This window comes from Pseudoflavonifractor sp. MCC625, from assembly GCF_018784545.1.
Taxonomy (GTDB): Bacteria; Bacillota; Clostridia; order Oscillospirales; family Oscillospiraceae; genus Pseudoflavonifractor_A; species Pseudoflavonifractor_A gallinarum.
In genome coordinates, this window is the sequence record NZ_WQOJ01000039.1 from 407 (window position 1) to 26735 (window position 26329).

General features: G+C 58.6%; 26 protein-coding genes. 21 read left to right on the forward strand and 5 right to left on the reverse strand.

What is annotated here, in order from left to right:
* The 3 genes from GPK94_RS12535 to GPK94_RS12545 form a co-directional block, all read left to right on the forward strand.
* Positions 1 to 237 (forward strand): hypothetical protein (locus GPK94_RS12535; protein WP_215655968.1); only part of this gene is annotated, 237 nt, incomplete at its 5' end.
* A gap of 123 nt (positions 238 to 360) precedes the next feature.
* Positions 361 to 1203, forward strand: a complete 843-nt coding sequence (locus GPK94_RS12540; protein ID WP_252192633.1) for an IclR family transcriptional regulator — start codon at positions 361 to 363, stop codon at positions 1201 to 1203.
* A 64-nt stretch (positions 1204 to 1267) separates the two neighbouring features.
* Positions 1268 to 1786, forward strand: a complete 519-nt coding sequence (locus tag GPK94_RS12545) for a nucleoside-triphosphatase (protein WP_215655969.1) — start codon at positions 1268 to 1270, stop codon at positions 1784 to 1786.
* A gap of 57 nt (positions 1787 to 1843) precedes the next feature.
* Here GPK94_RS12545 and GPK94_RS12550 read toward each other — a convergent pair whose 3' ends face one another.
* A complete protein-coding gene (locus tag GPK94_RS12550; RefSeq protein WP_215655970.1) occupies positions 1844 to 2482 on the reverse strand; it encodes a corrinoid protein in 639 nt (212 codons plus the stop codon).
* Between the two features lie 286 nt (positions 2483 to 2768).
* Between GPK94_RS12550 and spoIVB the strand changes: the two genes are divergently transcribed.
* A complete protein-coding gene (gene spoIVB / locus GPK94_RS12555; protein WP_215655971.1) occupies positions 2769 to 3839 on the forward strand; it encodes a SpoIVB peptidase in 1071 nt (356 codons plus the stop codon).
* Positions 3840 to 4049: 210 nt separating this feature from the next.
* Here spoIVB and GPK94_RS12560 read toward each other — a convergent pair whose 3' ends face one another.
* The 3 genes from GPK94_RS12560 to GPK94_RS12570 are packed head-to-tail and all read right to left on the reverse strand — an operon-like array spanning position 4050 to position 4766.
* A complete protein-coding gene (locus tag GPK94_RS12560) occupies positions 4050 to 4379 on the reverse strand; it encodes a hypothetical protein (RefSeq protein ID WP_215655972.1) in 330 nt (109 codons plus the stop codon).
* A 22-nt stretch (positions 4380 to 4401) separates the two neighbouring features.
* Positions 4402 to 4653, reverse strand: a complete 252-nt coding sequence (locus tag GPK94_RS12565; RefSeq protein WP_215655973.1) for a stalk domain-containing protein — start codon at positions 4651 to 4653, stop codon at positions 4402 to 4404.
* A complete protein-coding gene (locus GPK94_RS12570; RefSeq protein WP_215655974.1) occupies positions 4617 to 4766 on the reverse strand; it encodes a hypothetical protein in 150 nt (49 codons plus the stop codon). The genes GPK94_RS12565 and GPK94_RS12570 overlap by 37 nt, the downstream gene beginning before the upstream one ends.
* A gap of 1000 nt (positions 4767 to 5766) precedes the next feature.
* Between GPK94_RS12570 and GPK94_RS12575 the strand changes: the two genes are divergently transcribed.
* The 9 genes from GPK94_RS12575 to spo0A all read left to right on the forward strand — a co-directional run bounded on the left by GPK94_RS12575 (position 5767) and on the right by spo0A (position 16981).
* A complete protein-coding gene (locus tag GPK94_RS12575; RefSeq protein WP_215655975.1) occupies positions 5767 to 6873 on the forward strand; it encodes an S-layer homology domain-containing protein in 1107 nt (368 codons plus the stop codon).
* A gap of 374 nt (positions 6874 to 7247) precedes the next feature.
* The gene (locus tag GPK94_RS12580) at positions 7248 to 8012 is read left to right on the forward strand and encodes an ABC transporter ATP-binding protein (protein ID WP_186964156.1); all 765 of its coding nucleotides are present in this window, start codon (positions 7248 to 7250) and stop codon (positions 8010 to 8012) included.
* 6 nt (positions 8013 to 8018) lie between these two features.
* Positions 8019 to 9656: an ABC transporter permease subunit gene (locus GPK94_RS12585; RefSeq protein ID WP_193537885.1), complete on the forward strand. Its 1638-nt coding sequence runs from the start codon at positions 8019 to 8021 to the stop codon at positions 9654 to 9656.
* 20 nt (positions 9657 to 9676) lie between these two features.
* Positions 9677 to 10705 (forward strand): extracellular solute-binding protein, encoded by a 1029-nt coding sequence (locus tag GPK94_RS12590; RefSeq protein WP_186964154.1) that lies wholly within the window; start codon positions 9677 to 9679, stop codon positions 10703 to 10705.
* 74 nt (positions 10706 to 10779) lie between these two features.
* Positions 10780 to 11877: a 2-aminoethylphosphonate--pyruvate transaminase gene (locus GPK94_RS12595; RefSeq protein ID WP_215655976.1), complete on the forward strand. Its 1098-nt coding sequence runs from the start codon at positions 10780 to 10782 to the stop codon at positions 11875 to 11877.
* On the forward strand, positions 11874 to 12650 hold the full coding sequence (gene phnX / locus GPK94_RS12600; protein ID WP_101691429.1) for a phosphonoacetaldehyde hydrolase: 777 nt from the start codon (positions 11874 to 11876) through the stop codon (positions 12648 to 12650). Before GPK94_RS12595 ends, phnX begins: the two co-directional genes overlap by 4 nt.
* A 211-nt stretch (positions 12651 to 12861) precedes the next feature.
* Entirely contained in the window at positions 12862 to 13773 is a 912-nt protein-coding gene (locus GPK94_RS12605) for a phosphatase (protein WP_215655977.1), read from the forward strand.
* Positions 13766 to 15904, forward strand: a complete 2139-nt coding sequence (ppk1, locus tag GPK94_RS12610; RefSeq protein ID WP_101691427.1) for a polyphosphate kinase 1 — start codon at positions 13766 to 13768, stop codon at positions 15902 to 15904. Before GPK94_RS12605 ends, ppk1 begins: the two co-directional genes overlap by 8 nt.
* Positions 15905 to 16213: 309 nt before the next feature.
* On the forward strand, positions 16214 to 16981 hold the full coding sequence (spo0A, locus tag GPK94_RS12615; RefSeq protein WP_215655978.1) for a sporulation transcription factor Spo0A: 768 nt from the start codon (positions 16214 to 16216) through the stop codon (positions 16979 to 16981).
* A 180-nt stretch (positions 16982 to 17161) separates the two neighbouring features.
* Here the strand turns inward: spo0A and GPK94_RS12620 are convergent, their stop codons facing one another.
* The gene (locus GPK94_RS12620) at positions 17162 to 19039 is read right to left on the reverse strand and encodes a sigma 54-interacting transcriptional regulator (protein ID WP_215655979.1); all 1878 of its coding nucleotides are present in this window, start codon (positions 19037 to 19039) and stop codon (positions 17162 to 17164) included.
* Positions 19040 to 19394: 355 nt separating this feature from the next.
* Between GPK94_RS12620 and GPK94_RS12625 the strand changes: the two genes are divergently transcribed.
* From GPK94_RS12625 to GPK94_RS12660, 8 genes are all read left to right on the forward strand, one after another.
* Positions 19395 to 20408 (forward strand): 2-keto-3-deoxygluconate permease, encoded by a 1014-nt coding sequence (locus GPK94_RS12625; RefSeq protein WP_215655980.1) that lies wholly within the window; start codon positions 19395 to 19397, stop codon positions 20406 to 20408.
* A 78-nt stretch (positions 20409 to 20486) separates the two neighbouring features.
* Complete coding sequence (locus GPK94_RS12630) at positions 20487 to 21704, forward strand: amidohydrolase family protein (RefSeq protein WP_101691423.1); 1218 nt, start codon at positions 20487 to 20489, stop codon at positions 21702 to 21704.
* Between the two features lie 20 nt (positions 21705 to 21724).
* Positions 21725 to 22762 (forward strand): 4-hydroxythreonine-4-phosphate dehydrogenase PdxA, encoded by a 1038-nt coding sequence (locus GPK94_RS12635; RefSeq protein ID WP_101691422.1) that lies wholly within the window; start codon positions 21725 to 21727, stop codon positions 22760 to 22762.
* Between the two features lie 256 nt (positions 22763 to 23018).
* Positions 23019 to 23387, forward strand: a complete 369-nt coding sequence (locus tag GPK94_RS12640) for a CidA/LrgA family protein (RefSeq protein ID WP_193537837.1) — start codon at positions 23019 to 23021, stop codon at positions 23385 to 23387.
* Entirely contained in the window at positions 23380 to 24060 is a 681-nt protein-coding gene (locus tag GPK94_RS12645) for an LrgB family protein (RefSeq protein WP_193537835.1), read from the forward strand. The genes GPK94_RS12640 and GPK94_RS12645 overlap by 8 nt, the downstream gene beginning before the upstream one ends.
* A gap of 134 nt (positions 24061 to 24194) precedes the next feature.
* Positions 24195 to 24689, forward strand: coding sequence for an RNA polymerase sigma factor (locus GPK94_RS12650; RefSeq protein WP_215655981.1), 495 nt, complete (start codon positions 24195 to 24197; stop codon positions 24687 to 24689).
* On the forward strand, positions 24670 to 25953 hold the full coding sequence (locus GPK94_RS12655) for a DUF4179 domain-containing protein (RefSeq protein ID WP_215655982.1): 1284 nt from the start codon (positions 24670 to 24672) through the stop codon (positions 25951 to 25953). The genes GPK94_RS12650 and GPK94_RS12655 overlap by 20 nt, the downstream gene beginning before the upstream one ends.
* An 84-nt stretch (positions 25954 to 26037) precedes the next feature.
* Positions 26038 to 26289 carry a TIGR03905 family TSCPD domain-containing protein gene (locus tag GPK94_RS12660; protein WP_101691418.1) on the forward strand — a complete coding sequence of 84 codons (252 nt, stop codon included), beginning with the start codon at positions 26038 to 26040 and terminating at the stop codon, positions 26287 to 26289.
* The last annotated feature ends 40 nt before the right edge of the window (positions 26290 to 26329 follow it).

Consider the following 26329-nt stretch of genomic DNA (forward strand, 5'->3'; position numbering starts at 1 on the left):
CGTGTCGCCGCTCTGAATGGCCTCAATGGCCACGGCCACATTGTCCTTGGGGTCAATGATCATTGCATTGCGCATGGTGGATATCTCCTTTCGGTCATGAGTGGATCAGATCTGAACCAGTGGGGGTATACAAACGGGTGTCTGTTTGGAAATACATTCCGGGCACCCGAAGAGCGCAGAGACAGGCTTCTGTTCTTAAATAAGAACAATGTTCTCATTACGGAATACTATATGTAACGTACCATTTCACGGGAGAAATGTCAATAGAAAACGGGGATATTGGGCGGATTTTGTGCTAAATACAGAGGTGAGAAATGTGCCGGACAGGCGTCGGACTTGCAAAATACAGGAGCCTTTGCTATGATGATAAAATATACCATCAAAAAATGCAATGGTCTGATCTGGATGGAGGAACCTATGGGACAGGAACAGCACCGTGCCACCACACGGGTTTTGGATATATTGGAGCACCTGGCGTCGGAAGGCGGAGCGGGGAGGACATTGACGGAGCTGTCAGTCGCCCTGGATGCACCAAAGAGCAGTCTCTTTCCGATTCTGCATACGCTGGCGCAGCGGCGCTATGTGCGGCTGGACCGGGAGACCGGGCGCTATTCGGTGGGCATCTCGGCCTACGTGCTGGGGGAGGCCTATGGGGCCGGACGGCGGGAGAGCATTCTCCGGCGGGTCCAGGAGCTGATGGAGCAGGTGGCGCGGCGCTGCGAGGAGCCGTGTCAGTTGGCCATTCTGGACGGGGAAAACGTACTCTATATCGGCAAGGCGGACTCTGACCAGGCCATCCGCATGATCTCACGCCTGGGAAGCCGCCTGCCCGCCAATGCCACAGCGCTGGGAAAGGCCCTGCTGAGCGGTCTGGAGGACGACGAGGTGCGGCAGCGCTTCTCCCAGGGACTGCCACGGCTGACCGACCACACCATCACCGATCTGGAGCCCCTTCTGGCACAGCTCAAACAGGTGCGGGAGAACGGGATCGCCTGGGAAGAGGAGGAGTCCACGCCGCATCTGTGCTGTGTGGCCGTCCCGCTGCGGCAGCGGGGAAGCGTATTTGCGGCATTGAGCGTATCCATGCCCCTGTTCCGGGCCACACCGGAAAAGCGGGAGGGGGTCAGCAACTGTCTGCGGGAGGTGGCCTCTGAGATCAATACCCTGGCGGAGGAGCGGGGCATATCCCTGGATATTCTGTAAGAAACGTATGTGGAAAACGTGCCGGATCGATCCGGCGTTTCCGCGTGGTTTGGAGGGAATGGCAGTGCATTTGTTTTTGACGGGAGAGATCCAGGTGGGGAAATCCACGCTGCTGTCCGCTCTGCTGCGCTCGCTGGGGCTGCCGGCCTGCGGATTTCGCACCTGCTGGAGGCGGACGGAAGCGGAGGATACCCTCCACCTTCTGCCCTGGGGGATGGATGCGGACTGTGGGGCGGACAATCAGGTGGCCCGGCGTCGGAATGGACGGGCGGAGATCCTGCCGGGCCGGTTTGACGCGCTGGGGCCGGAACTCCTGACACCGCGTCCCGGGTGTGCGGTGATGGTCATGGACGAGCTGGGCTTTTTGGAGCGAAACGATCTGCGCTTTCAGGAGGCGGTGCTGCGTGCGCTGGACGGGCCGCTTCCGGTTCTGGGGGTCATCAAACCCCGGCAGGAGTCCTTTCTGGATCGGGTACGGGCCCATGCGGGGGTGCAATTGGTGACGGTCACGCCGGAAAACCGGGACGACTTGCGGACCTCTGAGCTGCTTGCTGCCTGGTGTGCATCGGTCCGGTCTGAGTAAAAAATGGATAAAAAATAGGCCGGTCCCCGGAAAAGGGGACCGGCCTATTTTTGCAGTTTACTGTGCGGAGAGGTACTGTGCAGCTACGGTAGCTGCAGTGGCGGCGTCGGCGGTATAGGCATCAGCGTCGATATCCTCACAGAAGCGTTGGGTGACCGGGGCGCCGCCCACCATGATCTTGACCTGATCGCGGATGCCGGCGGCCTTGGCGGCCTCCACCACCTCACCCATGGCGGGCATGGAGGTGGTGAGGAGGGAAGAGCATGCAATGATGGAACAGTTCTGCTCCATGGCAGTCCGGATAAAGGTCTCAGGGGCCACATCCACGCCCAGGTCAATGACCTCGATCCCCTGGCCCTCAAACATCATGCGGACCAGATTTTTGCCGATGTCGTGGAGATCGCCCTTTACCGTGCCCAGGCAGGCGCGGCCAAGCGGGGCCGCATGGTCACCAGTCAGGTGGGGCTTGAGCAGCGCAGTGCCTGCATTCATGGCCTTGGCTGCCATCAGGACCTGGGGCACGAACATGGTACCGGCCTTAAACTGTTCGCCCACGATTCCCATGCCGGCCAGCAGACCATCCTCCAGAATGGCGCGGGGGGCGAGTCCTTCTTCCAAAGCGCGGGGGACCAGCTCCTGGACTAATTTGGTCCGACCTTTTTGGATGGCTTGCGAGAGTTCGTTCAGTGTGCTCATGTTCGATCAGATCCTTTTCGAAGAAGTTGTGTATGATTATAGCAAAGTGAGAAAAAAATAAAAAGTGACTGGGAGAAAAAAGTGATTTTCTGACAAAATGGGAAAAAATGAGTGGAGGAAAGGGGGAAAAGCCCGTCATTTGGACAAGAGAAGATTCTTCCATGCCAAAGGTGTGTGACATTGGCAGAGCGGCCGGCGTGTGGAACACGAGGTGGAAGCCATATTAAAGAGTGTTCCGCAATTGGATCTGCGGAATGAAACACATCAAATCAAAAGGGGTGATTTTGTGCGGGAAGAATCCAATAAGCAGCCGTGGGGCGCACTGGCGCTGCGGGTGGCGGCAATGATGCTGTCCCTGGGGGCGCTGCTGGCTGTGGCAACGCCGGTGCAGGCATCCGCAGCGCAGGGGCATACGGTGAGCCGAACGGTGATCCCCATGGGCCGTGCCGTGGGGATCAAACTGTTTTCCGACGGCGTTATGGTGGTAGGACTGGCCGATATCGAGACGGAAAAAGGGACAGCCAATCCGGCCAAGACCTGCGGACTAAAAGAAGGAGATATCATTACCCACCTGAATCAGGAAGAGGTGGACTCCATTGAAGAAGTGCAGGCCATTCTCCAGGAGACAGGAGGAGAGGCCATGAGCATCCGGGCCAAGCGGGGGGAAGAAGAGGTCCAGATGACGGTCCAGGCGGTCCAGTGCAGCACAGACGGCAGCTACAAGCTGGGGGCGTGGATCCGGGACTCCATGGCGGGGATCGGGACCATTACCTTTTATGACCCGACCTCCGGTGTCTTTGGCGCGCTGGGCCATGGGATCAGTGACATGGATACCGCCAAGCTGATGCCGCTCCAGTCGGGCAGCATTATGTTTGCGGAAGTGAGCGATGTGCAGAAAGGTGCCGTGGGGGCCCCGGGCCAGCTTCGGGGGGCCTTCCAGGTAGAGCAGGACCTGGGAGAGCTCTATGCCAACACCTCCAGCGGCATTTTCGGCACCTGGACCGGCGTGGAGCTGGAGACAGGGATGGAGCCCATTCCGGTGGCTCAGCGGAGCGAGGTGCGCACCGGAAAGGCCACCATCCGCTCTAATGTGGCGGGCACGGAGATCAAGGAGTATGAGGTGGAGATTGTGCGCCTCTACCCGGAGAGCAGCGGAGAGCACCGGGACCTCATGCTCAAGGTGACGGACGAGACCCTTCTGAAGGAGACAGGGGGCATCGTACAGGGTATGTCCGGCTCCCCGATCATCCAGAATGGCAAGCTGGTGGGAGCAGTGACCCATGTACTGGTCAACGATCCCACCCAGGGCTACGGTATTCTGGCGGAGAATATGCTGAAAACCGCGGAAGAGAGCTAAGAGCACACACCGATAGAAAGCGCCCGGCCCTGGAAGATTAGCCTCAGCCAGTGATTTTGATTCTGTCCGTATTGAGATTGTGCGCCCTGTGCGCAAGGTGACAGATGAGACGCTTCCGAAAGCGGTTCGGGATGTACAGCGGCAGAGCGATTGTCCAAATAGAACATGCCCCGGCGGTCATCCAGACCGCCGGGGCATGTCTTTGTGTGCTCAGGAGAAGGAAATATCATAGATGCCATATGCAGCTCTGGAATTCCAGTCGGGGGATGTCGTGAGCAGGAGCTTCACATTGGCGGCACGATTCAAGGGAAGGGAGATCGTTTGGGGTGCACCATCCCATTTGAGGTCATAGCTGGTACTCAGCTCCCCGTCCAGATAGACCTCCAGAGTGGAGTCATCCTCGTATGTTCCGTCCACATGGCCTACCGTAAAGGTCATGGTATTGTATTTCAAATCTGTATTCCAGAGAGAATAGGCCGCTTCTCCATTGTTGTCCTGAAGGAAGACGCCCTCCGTGATGTCCTTTCCAGATACGGTCATGTACTTTTCGGAATTGCTGCCGTCAAAGATCTTGCTCCACGAGTTTACCTGATAGGGGGGGCAGCAGCTTCATCCAGCTGTCGGTTTGACCGGGGACCTCGCCCACATAGATGGTAGCGGTGTCGCCGTCCCAGGTGACCTCTTTCCCCAGGGCCTCACTCACGGCGCGGACGGGCAGATAGGTGGTGCCATTGCTGGCGAAGGGCTCCACCACGTTGCCATTGGGATCCTTGGGAGTCACTTCCTTGCCGTCAACGACCAGACGGATCCCCATGTAGTTGGCTTCGATTTTTTGGTGGTGACCGCGCTGGAGGCCAGCGCGACGCCGCAGAGCAGACTGGAAAGAGCTGCGGCGGCGATAATACGATTGCGAACCATTTTTTTCATATCAGATGCCCTCCCATTTTTATTTATCGAATTCTGATCATAAAAGCTTAAAAAATTTCTAAATCTTAACTTTAGTATCTACCTCTGGATCTGTTTTGTCAAGAGATGGGAGAAGGGAAGGACACCGGGTTGAAGAGATTCAAAGAGTCGGCATGAGAAAAAAGGGCAGTTTCAACACTTGCCTTCATTGGGGAGGGAAAGCACAGGCTTAGCCAGTGGTTATGACTAAAAGAGGAGGAGCTGGTAGTCATCGAAGAGAATGGCGGGGCTCCATCCCGCGGTATTGACGGGTGAGGAGTGTACACAGTTCTCCATAATATTTCAGGTATGCCTTCTGGGCCTGGCGGCGAAGGAACTGCCGCTCCTGAAAGGCCTTCCAGCGGCTGCAGGTTTTGTGACAGCCAGGTGTGTACGCGAGACAAGTGTTCTGACATGGAAGCATAAGATGGCTCCTCTCTATCCGTTGAATGGGGCATAAAGCCGTTCCGATTCGATTGGACTCACAAGCGCCTGCTCTGGTTGATTACCAGTATAAGGGGTGGACAAGAGAAGTTCTATCCAAGGGGTGTAAAGTTTGGATAAAACCTCTGTATAACTAGAGAGGATAAGACCGGGAAACGAGCGGAAAATGGGGCACATATCCCGATTTTTTGCAGAGGATACGATTCGTTTACAGAAGCTGCAGTCCCAAAGAAAGCAGTTATATCCTGTTTTTGACAGGTAAAGTGGGGGAAAAGCTCTGATTTCTGTCAACAAAAGACGGAGAATGGATCGGAAAAGGCACCGGGAGCAGGAATATGCATTTACACAGATTTCACATGGGATGCGTTGTTGTATTTACATGACCTATTTACAATGAAAGTGCGGAAACCAATGGGCCGGGCTGTAACACGCAAGAGAAAGATTCCCGGCCGACGACAGAGTGGTGGCTGGAGGGAGGTCCTGTCGGGCCATGCCCACACCACCGTTATACCGTAAGAACAGGAGTGGATTTCACAATATGAACCATATGAGCAAACAGGCCTGTGCGGCGCTGCTGTCCGGCGTCCTTCTGACGGCGGGAGCGCAGGCGGCGGTCATCACGACTTCCACCGACCAGATTACGCTGGGGGAGAACAGCAATACCTTTACGCTGGAGTTGCGTCTGGAGGAGGACAAGCCCTTTGCCGGAGCAGAGTTTGGAATCGATCTACCGGAGAAGACGACCCTCACCCAGGTGGACTATCTGGATCAGGCCATCCGGGAGGCCTCCCACACTCCGGAGGTGGTGCGGGACGGCCGGGTCTATTTCGGATTTTACGGCGCCAGCAATGCCTTCCAGGGGGAGTACAGTGTGGCGCGGCTGACCTTTACCTATACAGGCAGTGAGGATGCCCTGCTGTCCCTTGGAACGTCCAATGTGGTTACCCTGAATGAGGATGGCACCACGACGGGGGACACCAGTTCGGCGCCCTTCCAGGTAAAGATTGAGCGGGAAGAGAGCAGCGGCGGAAGCGGCGGCTCAGGTGGTTCCGGCGGGAGTGAGCGTCCGGAAGAGGATATCGACGAGGGGGAGACCCCGCTGAATCCCGGTGTCTTTACGGACCTGGAGGGACACTGGGGCAAAGACGCCGCGCTGCGCGCAGTGGAGATGGGGCTGTTCAGCGGTACGTCAGCCACCACGTTCAGCCCGGATATGGCCCTGAGCCGCGCCATGCTGGTGACCGTGCTCCACCGGCAGGAGGGGACCCCTGCCGCGGCACAGGCGGCCTTTCAGGACGTGAGTGCAGGAAGCTGGTATGAGAGCGCCGTCAATTGGGCGGCGGCAGAGAACATTGTCTCCGGCGTGGGAGAGGGCCGTTTTGCGCCGGATCAGGCCATTACCCGGGAGCAGCTGGCGGTCATGCTCTACCGCTATGAGCAGTATCGGGGCAGTGCACCGGCCTCTACGGGAGACCTGAGTGCCTTTGTGGACCGCGATCAGATCTCCCCGTGGGCGGAGGAGGCCATGAAGTGGGCTGTGGGCGCTGGAATTCTCAGCGGAAAGGATGGCGCGCGCCTGGATCCCCAGGGCAGCGCGACCCGCGCTGAGGCAGCCTCCATTCTGGTGCGCCTGCTGGATCGCTGATATACGGATTTTTTGTGCGGGGCATCCGGCGCGGTGAGCGGCGGATGCCCCTCCTTTGTCTTTGCTTCCAGCGGAAAGGGGAGAAGCGTCAAGGATTTGTAAAACCAGGACTGTGTGCCGGCAGCGGTATCCATGGAACAAAAAGCGGGGGGATTCCGGGCAAAAGAAAGGGAAAACCGTGCCCAATTTCCCTAAAAGAACGGAGGAAGCACAGACCGACGGAGCGGTGTGTAAGGAGATGGTATCCCGGAAGGGGGGCAAACTGACGGAGTCTTTGCCAGTCCTTTACGGGAGCCTGGTGGAAGGAAACGGGGCCGGACTGGTATAGTACTCTACGGATGAAAACGGAGAAACGATGCGAAAGGAAGACAAGTATGCTGGAACTCAATCACATCCGTAAGTCGTTTGACGGGACTCCGGTCCTGCATGATATTTCGCTCCGGGTGGAGGATGGCGAGATCGTGTCTATTCTGGGCCCTTCCGGCTGTGGAAAGACGACGCTGCTCAATCTGATCCTGGGCCTGACCGATGCTGACAGCGGAGAGATCCGCTACAACGGCGAGGATCTGACCCGCACTCCCATGGAGAAGCGGGGCTTCAACATCGTCTTTCAGGACTATGCCCTCTTCCCCAATCTGAATGTCTATAAGAACATCACCTACGGCCTGAAAAACCGCGCGCACCTGACCTCTCAGCAGGAGGTGGAGGAGCTCATCGACCTGCTGGGCCTGCGGGACCATCTGAGCAAGCGGGTGGACCAGCTCTCGGGCGGCCAGAAGCAGCGTGTGGCCCTGGCCCGCACCATGGTGATGAAGCCCCGCATCCTGCTGTTGGATGAGCCCCTCTCTGCCCTGGACGGCGTGATCAAAGAGTCCATCAAGGACCGGATCAAAACCATTGCCCGGGAGTATCACCTCACCACCATCATCGTGACTCACGACCCCGAGGAGGCCCTGACTCTCTCTGACCGGGTTCTGATCATTGATAAGGGAACCATCTCCCAGTATGCCAGACCCGAGGAGATCGTCCATCAGCCCAAAAACGACTTCGTGCGCAAGTTCATCCTCAATCAGCTGGAGATCAAGCGGGACAATATCTATGCCCTCTTTGGCCGGCCGAGCGTGGCTGCCGCTGTGTAACACACAATGCGCAAAAACATCGAACTTAAGCTGATCTTTTGGGCCATTGTGGCACTCTTTGCGGCGTTTCTGGCAGCGCCGCTCCTCCTTCTCTTTGGAAAATCGGTGTGGGACGGCGGCCTTACGACGGAGTTTTACACCTCCGTTGTGGTCAAAAAGGGCTTCCTTCCCGCCCTGGGCAACAGCTTTGCCGTGGCCTCCGCCGCGGCGGTGATCGCGGTGGTCATCGCGTTCCTGCTGGCCTACGCGGTACACTATACGGCCCTGCCCCTGTGGGCCAAGCGCCTCATCAGCGCCATCGCCACACTGCCCATGTTCTTGCCCACCATTACCTATGGCTTTGCCATCATCTACTCCTTTGGCAAGCAGGGACTCCTGACCCGTCTGCTGGGACGGCAGCTCTTTGATATCTACGGTTTCTGGGGACTGCTGGTGGGATATGTGATCTATACGGTGCCCACCGCCTTCCTGCTGATCCACAATACCATGGGATATGTGGATAAAAAGACGCTGGTGGTCTCCAAGGTCATGGGAGACCAGACCATGTCCACCTTCTGGATTGCGGTAGTGCGCCCCCTGCTGGGCACGCTGGCCGGTGCCTTTATCCAGGCCTTTTTCCTGAGCTTTACCGACTTCGGTATCCCGGCCTCGGTGGGCGGAGGATATGATGTGATCGCCACGCTGCTCTACAATCAGATGCTGGGCGGCATCCCGGACTTCAACCGGGGCGCGGTGGTGGCCGTCATCATGCTCATCCCCTCGGTGGGAAGTATCTGCCTCCTCCAGATTCTGGAGCGCTTCAACATCCGGTATAACCGGATCTCCCCCGCGGAGTTGCGCCGCAACCCGGCCCGCGACGCCGGATGGGGGGCCGTGACAGCGGTCTTGTCGGTCCTGATGCTCTCCCTCTTCGCGGTCATCTTTGTGGTGCCCATGGTGGAGGACTGGCCCTACAAGACGGGATTTTCTCTGGAGCATGTGCAGACTGTGTTCGCCGACAGCGAACTGCTGACCGTATACCAGCACTCCCTCTTCATGGCCCTTGCTACCGCCCTTCTGGGAACGGTAGTGGCCTACGGAGCGGCCCTCATCACAGCGCGGAGCACGCTGGCACAGGGGTATAAGCGCACCGTGGAGAGCATCGCACTGGTGACCAACGCCATCCCCGGCATGGTCCTGGGCGTAGCCTACCTCTTCCTGTTCTCGGGAACCGAGCTGCAGAACACCCTGCTTCTCATGATCCTATGCAATGTGGTGCACTACTTTTCCACCCCCTACCTCATGATGAAAAATTCCCTCTCCAAGATGAACGCCGGCTGGGAGACCACCGCGATGCTCATGGGGGACAGCTGGATCAAGACCATCCTGCGGGTGGTCACCCCCAATGCGCTCTCCAGCCTCATCGAGGTATTCAGCTACTATTTCATCAACTCCATGGTGACCATCAGCGCCCTGATCTTCATTGCCGGTGCGCGCACGATGGTGCTGACCACCAAGATCAAGCAGCTCCAGTATGTCAACAAGTTCAACGAGGTCTTTGTGCTCTCGCTGCTGATCCTGGCCACAAACCTGGTTGCAAAGGCGGCCTTTTCCTGCCTTGCAAATCATAAAAAGAAGAAACCAATCCAACAGACACAAGCTTAAAAAAGAGGAGAGAAACCAAAATGCATCTCAAGAAACTGATGGCCATGGGCCTTTCCCTCAGCATGGCGGCAGCCCTTCTGGGCGGCTGCGCCGCCGGCAGCGCAAGCACGGGCAGCGATTCCGGCAGCGGCGACGCCGCACCCAAGGAGGAACAGGTGGTCCTCTACTCCAACGCCGACGATGAGGCCATCACCGCGATGACCAACGCCCTGGATGCCAATGGCTACAAGGACAAGTACATCATCCAGACCTTTGGCACCTCCGAGCTGGGCGGAAAGCTGATGGCGGAGGGCAAAAATCTGGAGGCCGATCTGGTCACCATGAGCACCTTCTACCTCCAGAGCGCCCAGGATCAGAACCAGATGTTCCTGCCCCTGACCTTTGATGTGAATACCCTGGAGGAAGTGCCTGACTACACCGCTCCCATCACCTCGCAGGAGGGCGCCATCATCGTCAACACCGAGCTCATGGAGTCCGAGGGCCTGCCCATGCCCACCAGCCTGAAGGATCTGACCGATCCCGTCTATGCCGGTCAGGTGGCTGTGACCGACATTCAGTCCTCCTCCACTGCGTGGCTGCTCATCCAGGCGCTGGTCTCGGAGTATGGAGATGAGGGCGCGCAGGAAGTGCTCTCCGGCATTTATCAGAACGCCGGCGACCACATCGAGACCTCTGGTTCTGCGCCTCTGAAGCTGTGCCGCGCCGGTGAGCTGGCTGTGGGCTTCGGCCTGCGCCACCAGGCGGTGGCGGACAAGGCCGACGGCCTGCCCATCGACTATGTGGATCCCACCGAGGGCAACTTCTCCCTCACGGAGTCTGTGGCTGTGCTGGACAAGGGGGATGAGACCAATCCTCTGGCCATGGAGATGGCCCAGTGCATCATCGAGAATGCCCGCGAGGAGCTGCTGGCCACCTATCCCAACCCCCTCTATGAGGGCGAGACCTCGGATTCCGCCAACAAGTCCGCCTATCCCAAGACCTTCAGCGAGCCTCTGACTCTGGAGCTGTTCCAGAAGCACCAGGAGCTGTCCGAATCCGCTAAGCCCTGATAGAACCGATCATAACAGGGGGCGCACGGGTGTGCGTCCCCTGGTTTTTAGAGAAGAAAGGAAGAATGAGACCCATGAATCGCTATAAGCTGCTCACCCCCGGACCGCTGACCACCACGGACACCGTGAAGGCGGAGATGCTTTTTGACCACTGCACCTGGGACGACGATTACAAGCAGATCACCCAGCGCATCCGCGCCGCGCTGCTGGAGCTGGGCCATGTGTCTGAGCCCGAGTATACCGCGGTGCTCATGCAGGGCAGCGGTACCTTCGGTGTGGAGTCGGTCATCACCAGTGTGGTGGGGACGGGGGATAAGCTGCTCATTGCGGCCAACGGCGCCTATGGCCTGCGCATGACCGAGATTGCCCAGCACGCGGGGGTAAACTATGTCCTCTATGAGGAGGAGAACACCCGCCGCCCCAATCCGGAGAAGATTGCCCGGATGCTGGAGGCAGATCCCGGGATCACCCATGTATCCATGGTACACAGCGAGACCACCAGCGGCATCCTCAACGATATCCAGGCGGTAGGTGAGGTGGTCCGCCGGGCGGGCAAGACCTTCATCGTGGACGCCATGTCTTCCTTTGCCGGCGTGGACATTCCTGTGGCCGACTGGGGGATCGACTTCCTCATCAGCAGCGCCAACAAGTGCATTCAGGGTGTGCCCGGCTTCTCCTTTATTCTGGCCCGGCGCAAGAAACTGGAAGAGAGCGCCGGAAAGGCCCGCTCCCTTTCGCTGGACCTGTACGCCCAGTGGCGTACCATGGACATTGACGGCAAGTGGCGCTTTACCTCTCCCACCCATGTGGTGCTGGCCTTTGCCAAGGCCCTGGAGGAGCTCAAGGCGGAAGGCGGCATCCCCGCCCGCTATGCCCGCTATGCCGTGAACCACCAGCTCCTGGTGCAGCGGATGGAGGCGCTGGGCTTCCGCACCTATCTGGAGGCAGAGGTCCAGGGTCCCATCATTACCACCTTCTTCTACCCTGAGGGGGCCAAGTTCACCTTCCGCGAGATGTATCAGTACATCAAGGAGCGGGGATACGTACTCTATCCCGGAAAGGTGATGGAGGCGGAAACCTTCCGTGTAGGCAATATCGGAGAGATCTATCCCGAGGATATTGAGAAGCTGGCCGCCATTATGGCTGATTTTCTGCGGGAGGTGCAGGGATGAACACCAAGCTTTTGATTCTGGACTGGGCCGGAACCGCAGTGGACTACGGCTGTTTTGCGCCGGTCAATGCCTTTGACCAGGCCTTCCGCGCCTTTGGGGTGGAGGCCACCATGGAGGAGATCCGCCGGCCCATGGGCATGCTCAAGATCGACCATATCCGCACCATGCTGGCTATGGAGCGCATTGGCGCGTGCTGGGCCCAGGTCCACGGCCGTGCCCCGGAGGACAAGGATGCCCATGCCATTTACGGTGTCTTTGAGACCAAGCTGATGGAGAGCCTGGAGCAGTATGCCATGCCCAAGCCCGGCGTGCTGGAGACGGTGGAGCGCCTGCGGGCCATGGGGCTGCGCATTGGCTCTACCACCGGATACACCGATGCCATGATGGAAGTGGTCACCGCGGGCGCGGCCCGGGCGGGGTATGCCCCGGACGCCTGGTTCAGCCCCGATGCGGTGGACGGACTGGGCCGTCCCTATCCGTATATGATTTATGCCAATATGAAGAAGTTCCGCATCCAGTCGGTGCACCAGGTAGTCAAGATCGGCGACACGGTTTCCGACATTCAGGAAGGTCTCAACGCCGGGATCTGCTCTCTGGGCGTCATTGAGGGAAGCAGTGTTCTGGGTCTGACCGAGGCGGAGTGGAAGGCCCTCTCCGCCCAGGAGCAGGCTGCGGCGGCGGAGAAGGCCCGCAGGACCTTTGAGGAGGCCGGTGCCCACGGAGTACTCAACCGGCTGGAGGAGCTGCCCGGCTGGCTGGAGGCCAACGGCTGATTCCAATGACAGAAAACGCGTCCGTGTACATCCAAAGGGATGGACGGACGCGTTTTTTCTGTGCAGGAGAGGCATATATCCCGGTTGTTTTCGGAAAGAGGGCAGAAAACAGGGCTTTTTTTGGACATTCTGACCGTAAAACTTTTGTAAATTTTCTTGCGGATCGCACCAAAATCACGTACACTGAACACAATAAGAGAGGTGGAAAAGCGTGAAATGCGGGATCATAGATGTGGGTTCCAATACCATTCGACTCTCCATTTACCACTATGAGGGGCGTCGATTCAAGCTTTTGATGAATAAAAAAGAGATGGCGGGCCTGGCCGGGTACATCCAGAACGGTACACTTTCCGACAGCGGAATCCTGGTGGCCTGCCGGGTGTTGGCCGGCTTTAAGGCTATACTGGAGAATTTTGATATTCAGGAAATGCATGTATTTGGCACGGCGTCCCTGCGTAATATCGTCAATACGGAAGAGGTGCTGGATACCATCCGCCTGGTGACCGGGATCGAGGTTTTGGTCCTCAGCGGCGCGGAGGAGGCGGCCTATTCCTTCCTGGGGGCCACCGTGGGGGGCGGAGCGCCGGCGGCCGGATTGCTGGCGGACATCGGCGGAGGCTCCACCGAGCTGGTCTCCTACGAGGGCGGGAGGATCACCTCCGGGTGCAGCCTTCCCATGGGCTCCCTTTCCCTGTATACCAAATATGTATCCGGTCTCTTCCCCACAAAAGAGGAGCGGCGTGCCATCCGCGCCCAGGTAAAGACCGAGCTGGAGCGGGCCAAAACCGCAGGGGTGCGGTGCAGCCATATGACCGGTGTGGGCGGGACCATCCGTGCAGCGGCAAAGCTGTGCAACGACCGGAGCAACGCCGATCCCGACAATCCGGTCCTTCCGGCCTGGGAGCTGCAGGAGCTCTATCAGCAGCTGAAAAAGGGGGACCAGAAGACCCTGCGGCAGATCCTGCGCTCGGTGCCCGACCGGGTACATACTATTCTGCCCGGCCTTGTGATCCTCAACTGTGTGCTGAACAGCTATGAGGTAGAGACCGTCTCGGTGAGCACGTGCGGCGTACGGGAGGGATATCTGCTGAAACGAGTGATGGGAGTGAATGAACATGCATAAGACCGTGGATACCCGATACACGCAGGAGCGGGAGCTCTCCTGGCTGCGCTTCGACAGCCGGGTGCTGGACGAGGCGCGGGATGAGAGCGTGCCTCTCTTTGAGCGGCTGAAATTTGCCGCCATTTTTACCAGCAATCTGGACGAGTTCTTTATGATCCGCGTGGGATCGATCTACGATATGAGCCTCTCCCGGCAGACCCATGTGGACAGCAAGAGCGGGCTCACCCCCGCGGAGCAGCTCCAGGCCATCTGCAAGACGGTGCCCGGCATGTATAAACAGCGGGACAAGATCATGAGCCAGCTGGAGTCCCGGCTGCGCAGCTGCAATATCTGCAATCTGTCCATGGAGGAGCTGGACGGGAAGGAGCGCAAACAGGTGGAGCGCTGGTTCCGGAACTATGTGCAGCCGGTCCTCTCGCCCATGGTGATCAATATCCACCATCCCTTCCCGCACTTGCCCTCCAAGAGCCTGAATGTGGTGCTCTCCCTCCGGCGGGAGGGGAAGCGCTGCTTTGGCCTGGTACCCATTCCCAAGACGCTGCCTGCCTTCTTCCAGCTGGAGGAGAACGGTCTGCGCTATCTGCTCACCGAACAGGTAGTGCTGGCCTGTGCGGACCAGCTGTTTGAGACCTATCAGGTGGAAGAGAAGCATGTGATCTCGGTCACCCGCAACGCCGACATCAGCCCCGAAGATGAGGACTACGATGTGGGAGAGGATTTCCGGGACCACATGCAGAAGGTCCTCAAACGCCGGGGACGTCTGGCCCCGGTGCGTCTGGAGGTCCAGGGAGAGCCGTCGGAGGAGCTGCTGACCTATCTGTGCCAGCGTCTGGACCTGCCGCGGGCCTATGTCTTCTGTGCCCATAGTCCGCTGGCCATGGGGTATGTCTTTGGACTGGAAGGAAAGCTGCCGCCGGAGAGCGCGGCGGCCCTGTGCTATCCCAAGTATACGCCCCAGTGGCCGGCTGGACTGGTGAAAAATACCCCCCTGATCCCGCAGATCCTGCGGCGAGATGCACTGCTCTTCTACCCCTATCACACCATGGAGCCCTTCCTCAAGGTGGTCAAGGAGGCCGCATCGGATCCGGCGGTGTTGTCCATCAAGATCACCATCTACCGTCTGGCCTCCACCGCGAAATTGGTCGAATATCTGGCGGCCGCGGCGGAAAACGGCAAGGATGTCACCGTGCTCATGGAGCTGCGGGCCCGATTTGATGAGCAGAACAACATCGCCTGGGCCGAACGCCTGGAGGAGGCCGGGTGCACGGTGCTCTACGGTTTTGAGCGCTTTAAGGTCCACTCCAAGATCTGCCTGATCACCCGGCGGGAGAAGGGCCGCATCCAGTACATTACCCAGGTTGGAACGGGCAATTACAACGAAAAGACCGCCAAGCTCTATACGGACTTCTGCCTGCTGACCGCCAGTCCGGCCATTGGAGCGGATGCAGCGGCCTTTTTCCAGAACATGTCCACCTCCAATCTCCGGGGAGAATATGAGCACCTGCTGGTGGCTCCCTACGGGCTGAAAAACCGCCTGCTGGAGATGATGGATGAGGAGATCGAGAAGGCTCGTCGGGGCAAGGAGGCCCGAATCTTCATCAAAGTCAATTCCGTGACCGACCGGGATCTGATCGACAAGCTGGCCCAGGCCAGTCAGGCAGGAGTGCAGGTCACGATGAATGTGCGGGGCATCTGCTGCCTGCGGCCGGGTGTGCCCGGGCTGACCGACCATATCCGGGTATTCTCGGTGGTGGGGCGCTTTTTGGAGCATCCCCGTATCTATGCCTTCGGCGTGGGAAAGGAGACCAAGCTGTATATCGGCTCGGCCGATCTGATGACCCGCAACACGGAGCGGCGTGTGGAGATCGCCTGTCCGGTCTGGGACCCCGCCATCCGGGAACAGATCCAGCACTATGTGTCCCTCTATTGCGGGGATACCCGTAAGGCCCGCAATCTCCGGCAGGACGGAAGCTATGAGATGGTGCCCGTCCCCGATACAGGGGCGGAACTGGATGTGCAGGCCTATCTCATGGAAGAGGCGGTGCGGGAGAGCGCACAGGCACCAGCTCCGCCGACCAAGGGCACTGGGAAAGGAAAGGGGCTGCTTCGCCGCCTGATGTTCTGGCGCTGAGCAGAGAGCGGGCGGTTTGCCGCCGCAAACAGAGCTCCCATGTGAAACAGAATTGGAAACGGCTGGGCCGAGCATTTGCTCGGCCCAGCCGTTTCTTTAAAGCGAGAAAAGGGAAACATGGGATAGTTTCCATACGGAAACCATCGAATTGTCGCAAAGAGGGTCGTGTGGTGTCGAATATATAAAATCCAAAAACTGGTAAAAATAGCTTGCGTTTGCTGTCTGATTATGGTAAATTACTAATCAACCGGTAAAATGCCCTGGCCAGGCAGAAAGAAAGCACGGATGCTGCTGGAAGAAGGAGTCGACATGGAGAACAAGAAACGTATTCTGATTGCAGATGCGAGCAATGAGTTCCGCAAACTGCTGTGCGATACCATTGGAGGGGAGCCGGACCTGGAGGTGGTAGGAGCCACAGGGGACGGGCAGGAGACGGTGCGGCTGGTCCGGGAGAAGATCCCGGAGGTTCTGGTCATGGACATGGTGCTGCAAAATGAGGATGGACTGGAAGTATTGCGCAGCCTGCGGGATCTGGAGATCCGGCCTAGAATTCTGATTCTGTCCGGCTTTGTCCGCAGCAATGTGGCAGAGCTGGCGGCGGCTGAGGGGGCGGACTATTATCTCATGAAGCCCTGCAAGATGACGACGCTGCTGGAGCGGCTGCGGCAGATGTCGGCCCCCTGTGCCGGAAATGAGGGAGACGGACGGCGGGGCGAGCGGGAGCAGAGCCTGGAGAGCGTGGTCACCGCCATCATCCATGAGATCGGGGTGCCGGCCCACATCAAGGGGTACCAGTATCTGCGGGAAGCCATCATCATTGCGGTGGAGGATATGGAGGTCATCAACGCTGTGACCAAGATCCTCTATCCGGAAGTGGCCAAGCGCTTCAATACCACGGCCAGCCGGGTGGAACGGGCCATCCGCCACGCCATCGAGGTGGCCTGGGATCGGGGCGACCTGGAGACACTGCAAAAATATTTTGGTTATACCGTCTCCAATGCGAAGGGAAAACCGACCAACAGCGAGTTTATCGCAATGATTGCCGACCGGCTTCAGCTCCAGAGAAAGGAGCGGTAAAGACCGGTCTGAGGCGAGAATGGGAGCACAGTTACAAGGCGCAAGGGCAGAGCCATATGCAGACAGACACACAGCTTCTGCTCCGATGGACGGAGAAGGAGCACCATAGATATATCACACACGCCGGATCAGCGGGGACTCGTTTCACCTGATCGGGCGTGTGTGATATTTTGGAGGGGATTATTCCAGCCCCAGACGTTTCATTTTTCGCCAGAGCGTACTGGGATGGATGCCGAGATAACGGGCGGTTTCCTTGCGGTTTCCCTGGTGGAGCAGGAGGATACGCTGAAGCTCTTCCCGCTCGTTGTTTGGGACGGAAGTGGGGAGCGGGGCGGAGGAGGGAGGCGCCGACAGATTGGGCAGAGCGCGCAGGACATCGGCGGCCTCGGCATACTCCCGCTTGCAGAGAATGGAGATGCGCTCACAGAAATTGCGCAATTCCCGCACGTTGCCGGGCCAGTCGTAGGAGGTGAGCAGCTCCATCGCTCCCTTGGTAAACCCTTTGAGGACACAGGCATGCTTCTCACGCTCAAAATTCAAAAAATGCTCGGCCAGACAGGGAATGTCCTGTTTGCGCTGGCGCACCGGCGGGAGCTTGAGCTCCAGCACATCCAGGCGGTAGTAGAGGTCCTCCCGGAATGCGCCGGCCTGGACCTCCGCATAGAGGTCCTTGTTGGTGGCGGCAATGATGCGCACGTCGATGGGAATGACGGTGTCGCTGCCCAGACGGATGATCTCCCGCTCCTGTAGGACGCGGAGGAGGCGGCTTTGCAGCTTGGGTGAGATATCCCCGATCTCATCCAGAAAGAGCGTGCCCTTGTGGGCGATCTCAAAGAATCCCACCTTGCCGCCCTTGGCTGCGCCGGTAAAAGCACCCTCTACATAGCCGAACAGCTCGCTTTCCAGGATATTGTCCGGAAGGGCGGCGCAGTTGATGGCCACAAAGGGCTTGTTTTTGCGCCGGCTGGCATTGTGGATGGACTGGGCAAAGAGCTCTTTGCCGGTTCCGGTCTCCCCGCGGATCAGGATGTTGTATTCCACCGCGCTGAAGTCCTCCGCGTTGTGAATGGTCTCATCCAAAGTCTTTCCCACATGTAGGATGTCGGAAAAGGAGTATTTGGCCACAAAACCCTGTTTGTGCATCCGCTTGCGGATGGCCCGTTCCTCTTCCATGATCTTTTCAATGGTCTGAAGGGTAATGACACAGCTGGTGACCTGTCCTTCCACCTCTACCGGGGCGCAGTTCATGAGAAACTGCTTGTCCCCACAGCGGTAGATCTCGGACAGGATCTTTTTTTCCCCGCGGATCAGAGCCTCGTAGGGCAGTTCCGGAAAAAATTCCTCAATGTGCCGCCCCTTCATGGGGCCCTTCTGCTGATTGAGATGCTCCAGGCAATAGCGGTTTGCCACCTCGATATGTCCCGTCCGATCCACCAGGAGGATGCCCTGGAAGGAGTAATTGATGATATTGTCGGTGGTTTTCCGCTTCTCCTTTTCATAGCGGGAGACATTGATGATGTTGATGGCGTTGCTGATGGCGGTATCGATACTCTCGCGGCCCGATTCGATCAGGACGGAGGGAATGCCGTACAGGCGGGCGATGTCACAGGTGGAGGAGCCGCCTACCACCGTCTGCGCACCCTCCCGGATGGCAGTGAGGATGGTGTCCTCCAGGTGGGTCTCATCCTGGATGGGATAGGTGCGGATATCCCGGTCCTCGTAGAGGCGGGAGAGCATTTCCGAGCCATAGATCAGGTTGAGGGCACCGATCACAGCGATTCGGGTGCCGGGATAGCTTTTGACACAGTGGTCCACCGCACGGACCACATCGTATCCGCTGGCGGTGAGCTCCGCGCCGGGGATATTCAGACGCTTCATGGTGTGGGCCGTAAAACCGCGGGAGATGATGGCCTCCCCGGTCACATGCTCCAATTGGTTGTTGTAATAGTCGGGAAGGATCTCGTATTGGATCTGATCCCGGTCCGGACGCTCCTGAAAGACCTGTTCAATGAGGGGAATACAGCCCGGATAGGGGGCTAGAAAGGTAATATGATACATAGGAAACTTGCACACTCCTTGGAAAAAGTATATCATAAATGAGGTTGCGATACTACCTCGAATTGCATATATTGCAAAATGCAATGCAATACAAGTGCAATAGAAGCGAGAGACGTGGGAGAATATATGTCTGTCCGGAAAAAAGTTGAAAGAAATATGACATATAGCACAAGATAACGCTTGCGAAGTTGGATATATTTTGTTTAACAAAACAAAATACCCGAGAGAATTGCGGTACAAGACAAGAATGGCATACTGCTTGCTATAAACAAAGGGCAAACGCATTGCGAAAGCATGCGATAAAGAGAAGCTCTGAGTTGCCAAACGCATTCAGACAACAAAGGAGAGCGAGAGTATGAACATCTTGGGTAACGTACGAATTTTGGGGACGATGAAAAAGTTCCCCGCCGGCGTCATGGTGATCCCCCTGCTGCTGGGATGCCTGGTCAACACCTTTTTCCCCGATATTCTGACCATCGGCGGCTTCACCACCGGCCTGTTCAAGGGCGGGATCCAGACTCTGATCGGTCTGTTCCTGTTCTGCAGCGGCGCCACCATTGACGTGAAGATGGCCGGACGCACCATTTATGTGGGCGTGGTGCTGACCGCCCTCAAGTTCTTTATTGGCTTTGGCCTGGGCCTGCTGCTCAACGCCATGTTCGGCGAGGCCGGTCTGCTGGGCCTGAGCTCCCTGGCTGTGATCGGCGCTGTGACCAACTCCAACGGCGTCATCTACGCCACCCTGGCCAGCGAGTACGGTGAGGAGAGCGACGTGGGCGCCACCTCCATCCTGGCGCTGAACGACGGCCCCTTCTTCACCATGATCGCCCTGGGCGCCGCCGGTATGGGCACCTTCCCCGCCAAGGACATGATCGCCTGCATGGTGCCCATGATCCTGGGCTTCATCGTGGGCAACCTGGACCACGAGTGGCGTAAGATCCTGGCCCCCGGCATGGTGCTCCTGCCCCCCTTCAACGGCTTTACGCTGGGCGCTGGCATGAACCTCTTCAACATTGCGGCTGCCGGTGTTTCCGGCATCGTCCTGGGCCTGCTGACCCTGGTGAGCACCGGCCTGCTGTCCTTTATCATTTACAGCCTGCTGCGCCGTCAGCCCGATCCCATGGGCGCCGCCATCGGCACCACCGCCGGCGTGGCTGCTACCACTCCGGCTGCCATTGCTGCGGCAGATCCCACCTTTGAGCCCCAGGTGGAGACGGCCACCGCTCAGATCGCGGCCAGCGTGGTCATCACCGCCATCCTCTGTCCTCTGATGGTCTCCTTCCTGGCCAAGTGGAGCGACAAGTGGTTTGAGAAGCGGGGCAAAAAGCGCCGCGCCCACGTGCCTGGCGCGGACGAGCTGGCTCAGTAAGAACCAGCCGCGATCGACTCTTTCCGGGGCCATCCCGGAGCGTTGAATACTGATGGAACGATAAGGACGGAGAAAACGATGAAACAGATTATTACGGCAAAAACGGTACTCTCCGGCGCGGAGCTGGAGGAGATCCACAACGGCGCTGTGGTCATCGAGGACGGCAAGATTCTCAAGGTGGTCGCTGAGAGCGCCCTGACTGCGGAAGATAAGGCGGACGCTCAGGTCATTTCCTTTGCGGAGGAGACCGTGATGCCCGGCATGATCGAGTGCCATAACCACCTCTCCATCGATGCCCGCAAGAGCGAGCATCTGGAGATCCTGGGCACTGCTTCCGAGTGCAAGCTGACTCTGCTGGCTCTGGAGGGCCTGCACGACGACCTGATCTCCGGCGTCACCACTGCCCGTTGCATGGGTGACAAGTATGATCTGGATCTCAAGCTGAAGAAGGAGATCGAGGCGGGCAATGTGACCGGTCCCGATCTGCTGACCGCCGGTGTGGGCATGAAGGGCTCCAACGGCAGCGGCTACATCGGCGCGCCCCACTCCGGCGTGGAGGAGTTCCGCCGTACCGCCCGGGCCAACGTGTCCAAGGGCGTGAACGTGCTCAAGATCTTTACGACGCCCGGTCTGTTCTCGGTGAACCAGGGCTTTGTCCCCTCCTTCCTGTCTGCGGAGGAGATCCGCACGGTGGTGGAAGAGGGAGAGCGCCTGCATCTGCCTGTGGCCGCTCACTGCATCGGCGGTAAGGCCCTCCACGACTGCGTGGAGCAGGGTGTGGCGGTCATCGAGCACGCCTACTGTGCCTCTCAGGAGGATATCGAACTGCTCAAGGCGCATCCCGAGTGCTGGGTGGATCTGACCACCGGCATTTACCTGGATCCCGACCGGGAGGCCTATCTCTCTCCCGCCAATGTGGCCAAGGCCCGGGAGGGCCGTGAGATCGTGCGCAAGTGCGTGGGCGATCTGGTCAAGGCCGGCATCCACTTTGCGCTGGGTACCGACGCCAACCACGGCCTGCTGTGGAAGGAAGTGGTCTACGCGGTGGAGCTGGGCGCGGACAAGCGCACTGCTCTCAAGGGTGTCACCTCCAACGCGGCCTATATTTCCCGCGTGGCGGGCAAGAAGGGCGAGCTGAGCGCCGGTGCGGACGCCGACGTGATCGCGGTCCAGGGCAACCCCCTGGAGGATCCCGCCGTGCTGGAGCACGTGTCCTTTGTCATGAAAAAGGGCGTCATTTATAAGGAAAACGGAGTGGCCAACTCCAACTGCCATTCCTTTCAGAAAGCACTGTAAGAGACAGGAGGAAATAGAATATGAGTCAGTTTTCCGGAAAGCCCCTGCTGGCAGTCCCTCTGGGAGATGCTGCGGGCATCGGCCCTGAGATCATTGCCAAGCTGTGCGCCAACGGCTTCCTGATGGAGCACGCCAAGCCCATCCTGGTGGGTGATGAGAGCGTTCTGCGCCGCGGCATGAAGGATACCGGCACTGAGTTTGCCTACACCGTGACCGAGACCATGGAGGCCGCCGTGGAGGAGGCCAAGAAGGAGACTGGTCTGGTGCTCCTGAACACCAAGAGCCTGGACGCCTCCAAGGTGGAGATCGCCGTGGTCTCCGCGGTCAACGGCAAGGAGGAGGCCGACAACCTCTGCATGATCATGGAGTACTGCAAGAAGGGCCTGCTGGAGGGCTTCTGCTTTGGTCCTCTGAACAAGGCGGCCATGAAGAACGGCGGCTATCACTTCGAGAGCGAGCACGAGCTCTTCGCCGAGCGCCTGGGCGTGATGGACAAGCCCCACGGCGAGATGAACGTGCTGGACGGCCTGTGGACCTCCCGCGCCACCAGCCACATCCCCCTGAAGGATGTCAGCGCCCATCTGACCGCTAAGACCGTGGGCGATGCCATCAACCTGGCCTACGAGACCCTGAAGCGCGCCGGCTATGAGGATCCCAAGGTGGCCATCGCTGCCGTCAACCCCCACGGCGGTGACAGCGGCACCTGCGGCCGTGAGGAGATCGACGTGCTGGAGCCCGCCGTGGCCAAGGCCAACGCCGAGGGCAAGAACATCGTCGGCCCCTTCCCCTCCGACACCCTGTTCATCCGTGCGTTCAAGGGCGACTTCAATGCCGTGGTGACCATGTACCATGACCAGGGCCAGATCGCGCTGAAGCTCAAGGGCTTTGAGCGTGGCGTCACCGTGGCGGCCGGCCAGCCCTTTGCCATCACCACCCCCGCCCATGGCACCGCTTACGACATTGCCGGCACCGGCAAGTGCACCACCTCTGCCTTTGAGACCGCATACAAGCTGTGCGCCAAGATGGCAGTGACCGACCGGACCTATTTCAACCGGTAATCCCTATGCGTACATAGTTCCAGGATAGATTCCCTTTCCATAACTGGAGCTGTTGCGATAAACCTTCTAGCCTGTACGGGAGTCCATTTGGACTCCCGTACAAGCTTTTTATCGCCATGAACATGGGAAAGATAGCGGTATATGAAAAATTGCATAAAGAGAGGGGAAAAGAGAGGCTGCAATCTTGGTTTGACAACGGGAGGGGAGCGACGTACACTTAACACTTGGAAATCCTACATCTGGGGGTGCAGATCCATTGAAAATTATCTATCAGATCGCCATCATTTTTTCCATCTGCTGGGTCAGTCAGGTGGTAGAGGCACTTTTGCCCTTTGCCTTCCCGGCCAGTGTGATCGGAATGATTTTGTTGTTTCTCCTGCTGGCAACGGGAGTGCTGCGCATGGAGCATATCCGGGAAAAGTCGGACTTTCTGCTCTCCAACATGGCCTTTTTCTTTATCCCGGCCGGAGTGAGCGTCATGAACTATTTTGATGTGCTCAAAAGCAGCTTGATTCCGCTGGTCCTGATCTGCCTTGTGACCACAGTCATCACCTTTGCCGCCACGGCATACAGCATCAAGCTGACGGTCTATCTGATGAATCGGAGGAAACGTAATCATGGCTGAGCTATTTGAATCCCCGTTTTTTGGCATTGCCCTGAGTGTGATCGCCTTTTGGATCGGCATCCGGATCCAGAAAAAGACCGGGCTGGTGGCCTGCAATCCCCTCATCATCGCGATTGTGCTCATTGTGGGTGTGCTGCTGGTGTTCCGCATCCCCTATGAGGCCTACAACCAGGGGGGAGCCCTCATCAATCTCTTCCTGGCACCTGCCACGGCCTGCCTGGCCGTCTCCATCTACACAAAGGTGGAGCTGCTGAAGCAGAATTGGCTTCCCATTCTGGTGGGATGTGCGGTGGGGTCTCTGACCTCCATGGGGAGCGTATATGCCCTGTGCCGTCTCTTTCGGCTGGACGAGAGTTTGACGGCCGCGCTGATGCCCAAGTCGGTGACTACGCCCATCGCGGTGAGCATCGCGGGCAGTCATGGGGGTATCACCTCCATCACGGTGGTGGCAGTGATTCTGACCGGAATCCTGGGAAGCATCCTGGCCCCCACCCTGATCCGGGTCTTCCGGGTGCGGGACCCCCTGACGGCGGGCCTTGCTATCGGCGCCTGCTCCCATGCGGTGGGGACCTCCAAAGCCCTGGAGCTGGGGGAGACCGAGGGAGCCATGAGCGGCCTGGCCATCGGCGCGTGCGGTATTTTGACCGTACTGTTCTCCATGTTTTTGATGTGATAGGATAAAAGCACGTGTTCCGGACCATCCATCCGGGCACGTGCTTTTCTTTTTTTCCAAAGCGGTTACAAAAGCATGGGGTGATGTGTTTTATAGGTGAACGCGTTCAGAACCGAGGGAAGGGAAGTGAGTGAATGAAAGCGTGTCCCGACGAGGCGGAGCGGCTGGTGGAGACCTATTCCGATCTGATCCTGCGGCTCTCCTTGAGCTGGGTGCGTTCCAGCCACGACGCGCAGGACATCTGCCAGACGGTCCTCCTCAAGCGGCTGGAGTACACCGGCACCTTTCCGGCTCCGGAGGCGGAACGGGCCTGGATCGTGCGTGTGACCATCAACACCTGCAAAAATCTGCGCCGCAGCTTTTGGAGAAGAAATGTGGTGGGGATGGAGTGCGTAGCCGACCCCGTTGCACCCGAGCCGGAGCCGGGTGGGCTCCTGGAGGAACTGCGGCATTTACCGGACCGGGACCGGGAGGTGCTGCTGCTGCGCTATTACATGGGATATGACGCACAGGAGATCGCCGCGCTGCTGGGGATCGGAACGGATGCGGTGCGGATGCGCCTTTCCCGGGCGAGGCGGCGGCTGAAGCAGAAACTGGAGGAGGACGGCTATGAACCATCTGCGCAGTGAATTGGAGCGATATGCCTTTTCGGAAGAAGAAAAAGAGCAGCTCAAGGAGCGGCTGGGGACCGGTATGGAAAACCGGAAAAAGGGGCGCCCCCGGAATATCCAGCGTGGGATCGTAGCCCTTGTGGCGGTCTGTTCTCTGTTGGTGGGAGCGGCGGGGGCGGTCTCGCTGGTCCATGTATCGCCGCAGTTCCGGGCCTTTTTTGGGATCGAGACCGCGGAGCAGGCCAAACAGGTTGCCCCGCGGGCCATCCATCAGGTCTATGAGGACCCCAACGGTACCGGCGTTACGCTGACCGTGGAAGAGGTGCTCATGGATGAGCAGACCCTGTATGTCTTTCTGGAGCTGGCCGCGCCGGAGGGAATAGGCCTGCCTGCGCTCCCGGAGCAGGGGCAAAGGGCAGACTACTGGCTGCCGGTGGAGTGGGGGTTCTATGCGGATGAGGCCAACACCCAATATGCCGACCAGTGGAGCGCGGTGAGCGGAGGATGCCGCTCCCTCCCGGATGCGGATCCCCTGGACAACCGCCTTCCGTTGGTGTGCACCATCACACGGTCCGGAGGGACGTTTACGGCGGAGGCAAACTATCTTCGCCTGACGACCGGAGGAAATGGAGACAGCGTCGAAGACAGCCTGAGGGGATACAACGCGTCCGAGGGCGGGTGGACAGATGAGGTACTGTCCGGGTTCCACTTTGATCTCACCATCCCGCTGGAGGGAAGCCGGATCGAGAGCCATGTTTTTACCGGGCGCTCCATGGTCAACCTGGGGGGCGTGTGTCCGGTCCTGCTGGAAAACCTGACGCTGTCGCCCCTATCCATGACCATGGACCTGATCCTGCCGGACGATGAGGGGTATTTGGCACAGCTGGATGCCCAGAGAGAGAAGGAGACCGACTGGGGGATCTATGCCAGACTGTGGGACGGGACCCGAGTCGCCGGTCATTTTGACCCGAACTATAGCATTCAAATTTATCGGGACGAGAACAGCCAGGAAAAGAACACGCTCCTGGCCGTCCATCCCACCCGTGTCTTTTGGGAGAGTCCCATCGATCCGCTGGAAGTCGCCGATCTTGTGTTCGTGGGGGACAATGACCCGCCGGAGGAGCGGGCGGACGGAGGCGTGGGACATATGGTGTACTTCCGATTTGAACCGGACCGGTTCCAGAATACCGCCTACTGGACGGCGAGAGAAGAAAGGCAGGGCGCGGTGCAGGAGCAGAAGAATGGAGCCACCGCAGTGTCCCAGGTCTCGTCTGCGCCATGAGGGGGGCGGCACATTGCCTTTTGCTGTGGGATGTGATATGATACCCTGCGAACGATTCCGTACCCCAAGGAGGAAGAGAAACGCATGGTAATCGACTATCAGACCCAGGGCGTCTGCTCTCAGCGGATGCTCATTGATGTGGAGGACGGCGTGGTCCGTTCCCTTCAGGTGCTGGGAGGCTGCAACGGCAATCTGCAGGGGATTTCCAGCCTGGTGGCTGGGATGAAGGTGGAGGAGGTCATCGACCGCCTCTCCGGCATCCGGTGCGGCGGGAAACCCACATCCTGCCCGGATCAGCTGGCCCGTGCCCTGCGCCAGGCCACGGCAAAGGCGTAATCGGAAGACAAAAAACGCACCCTAGAGGGTGCGTTTTTTT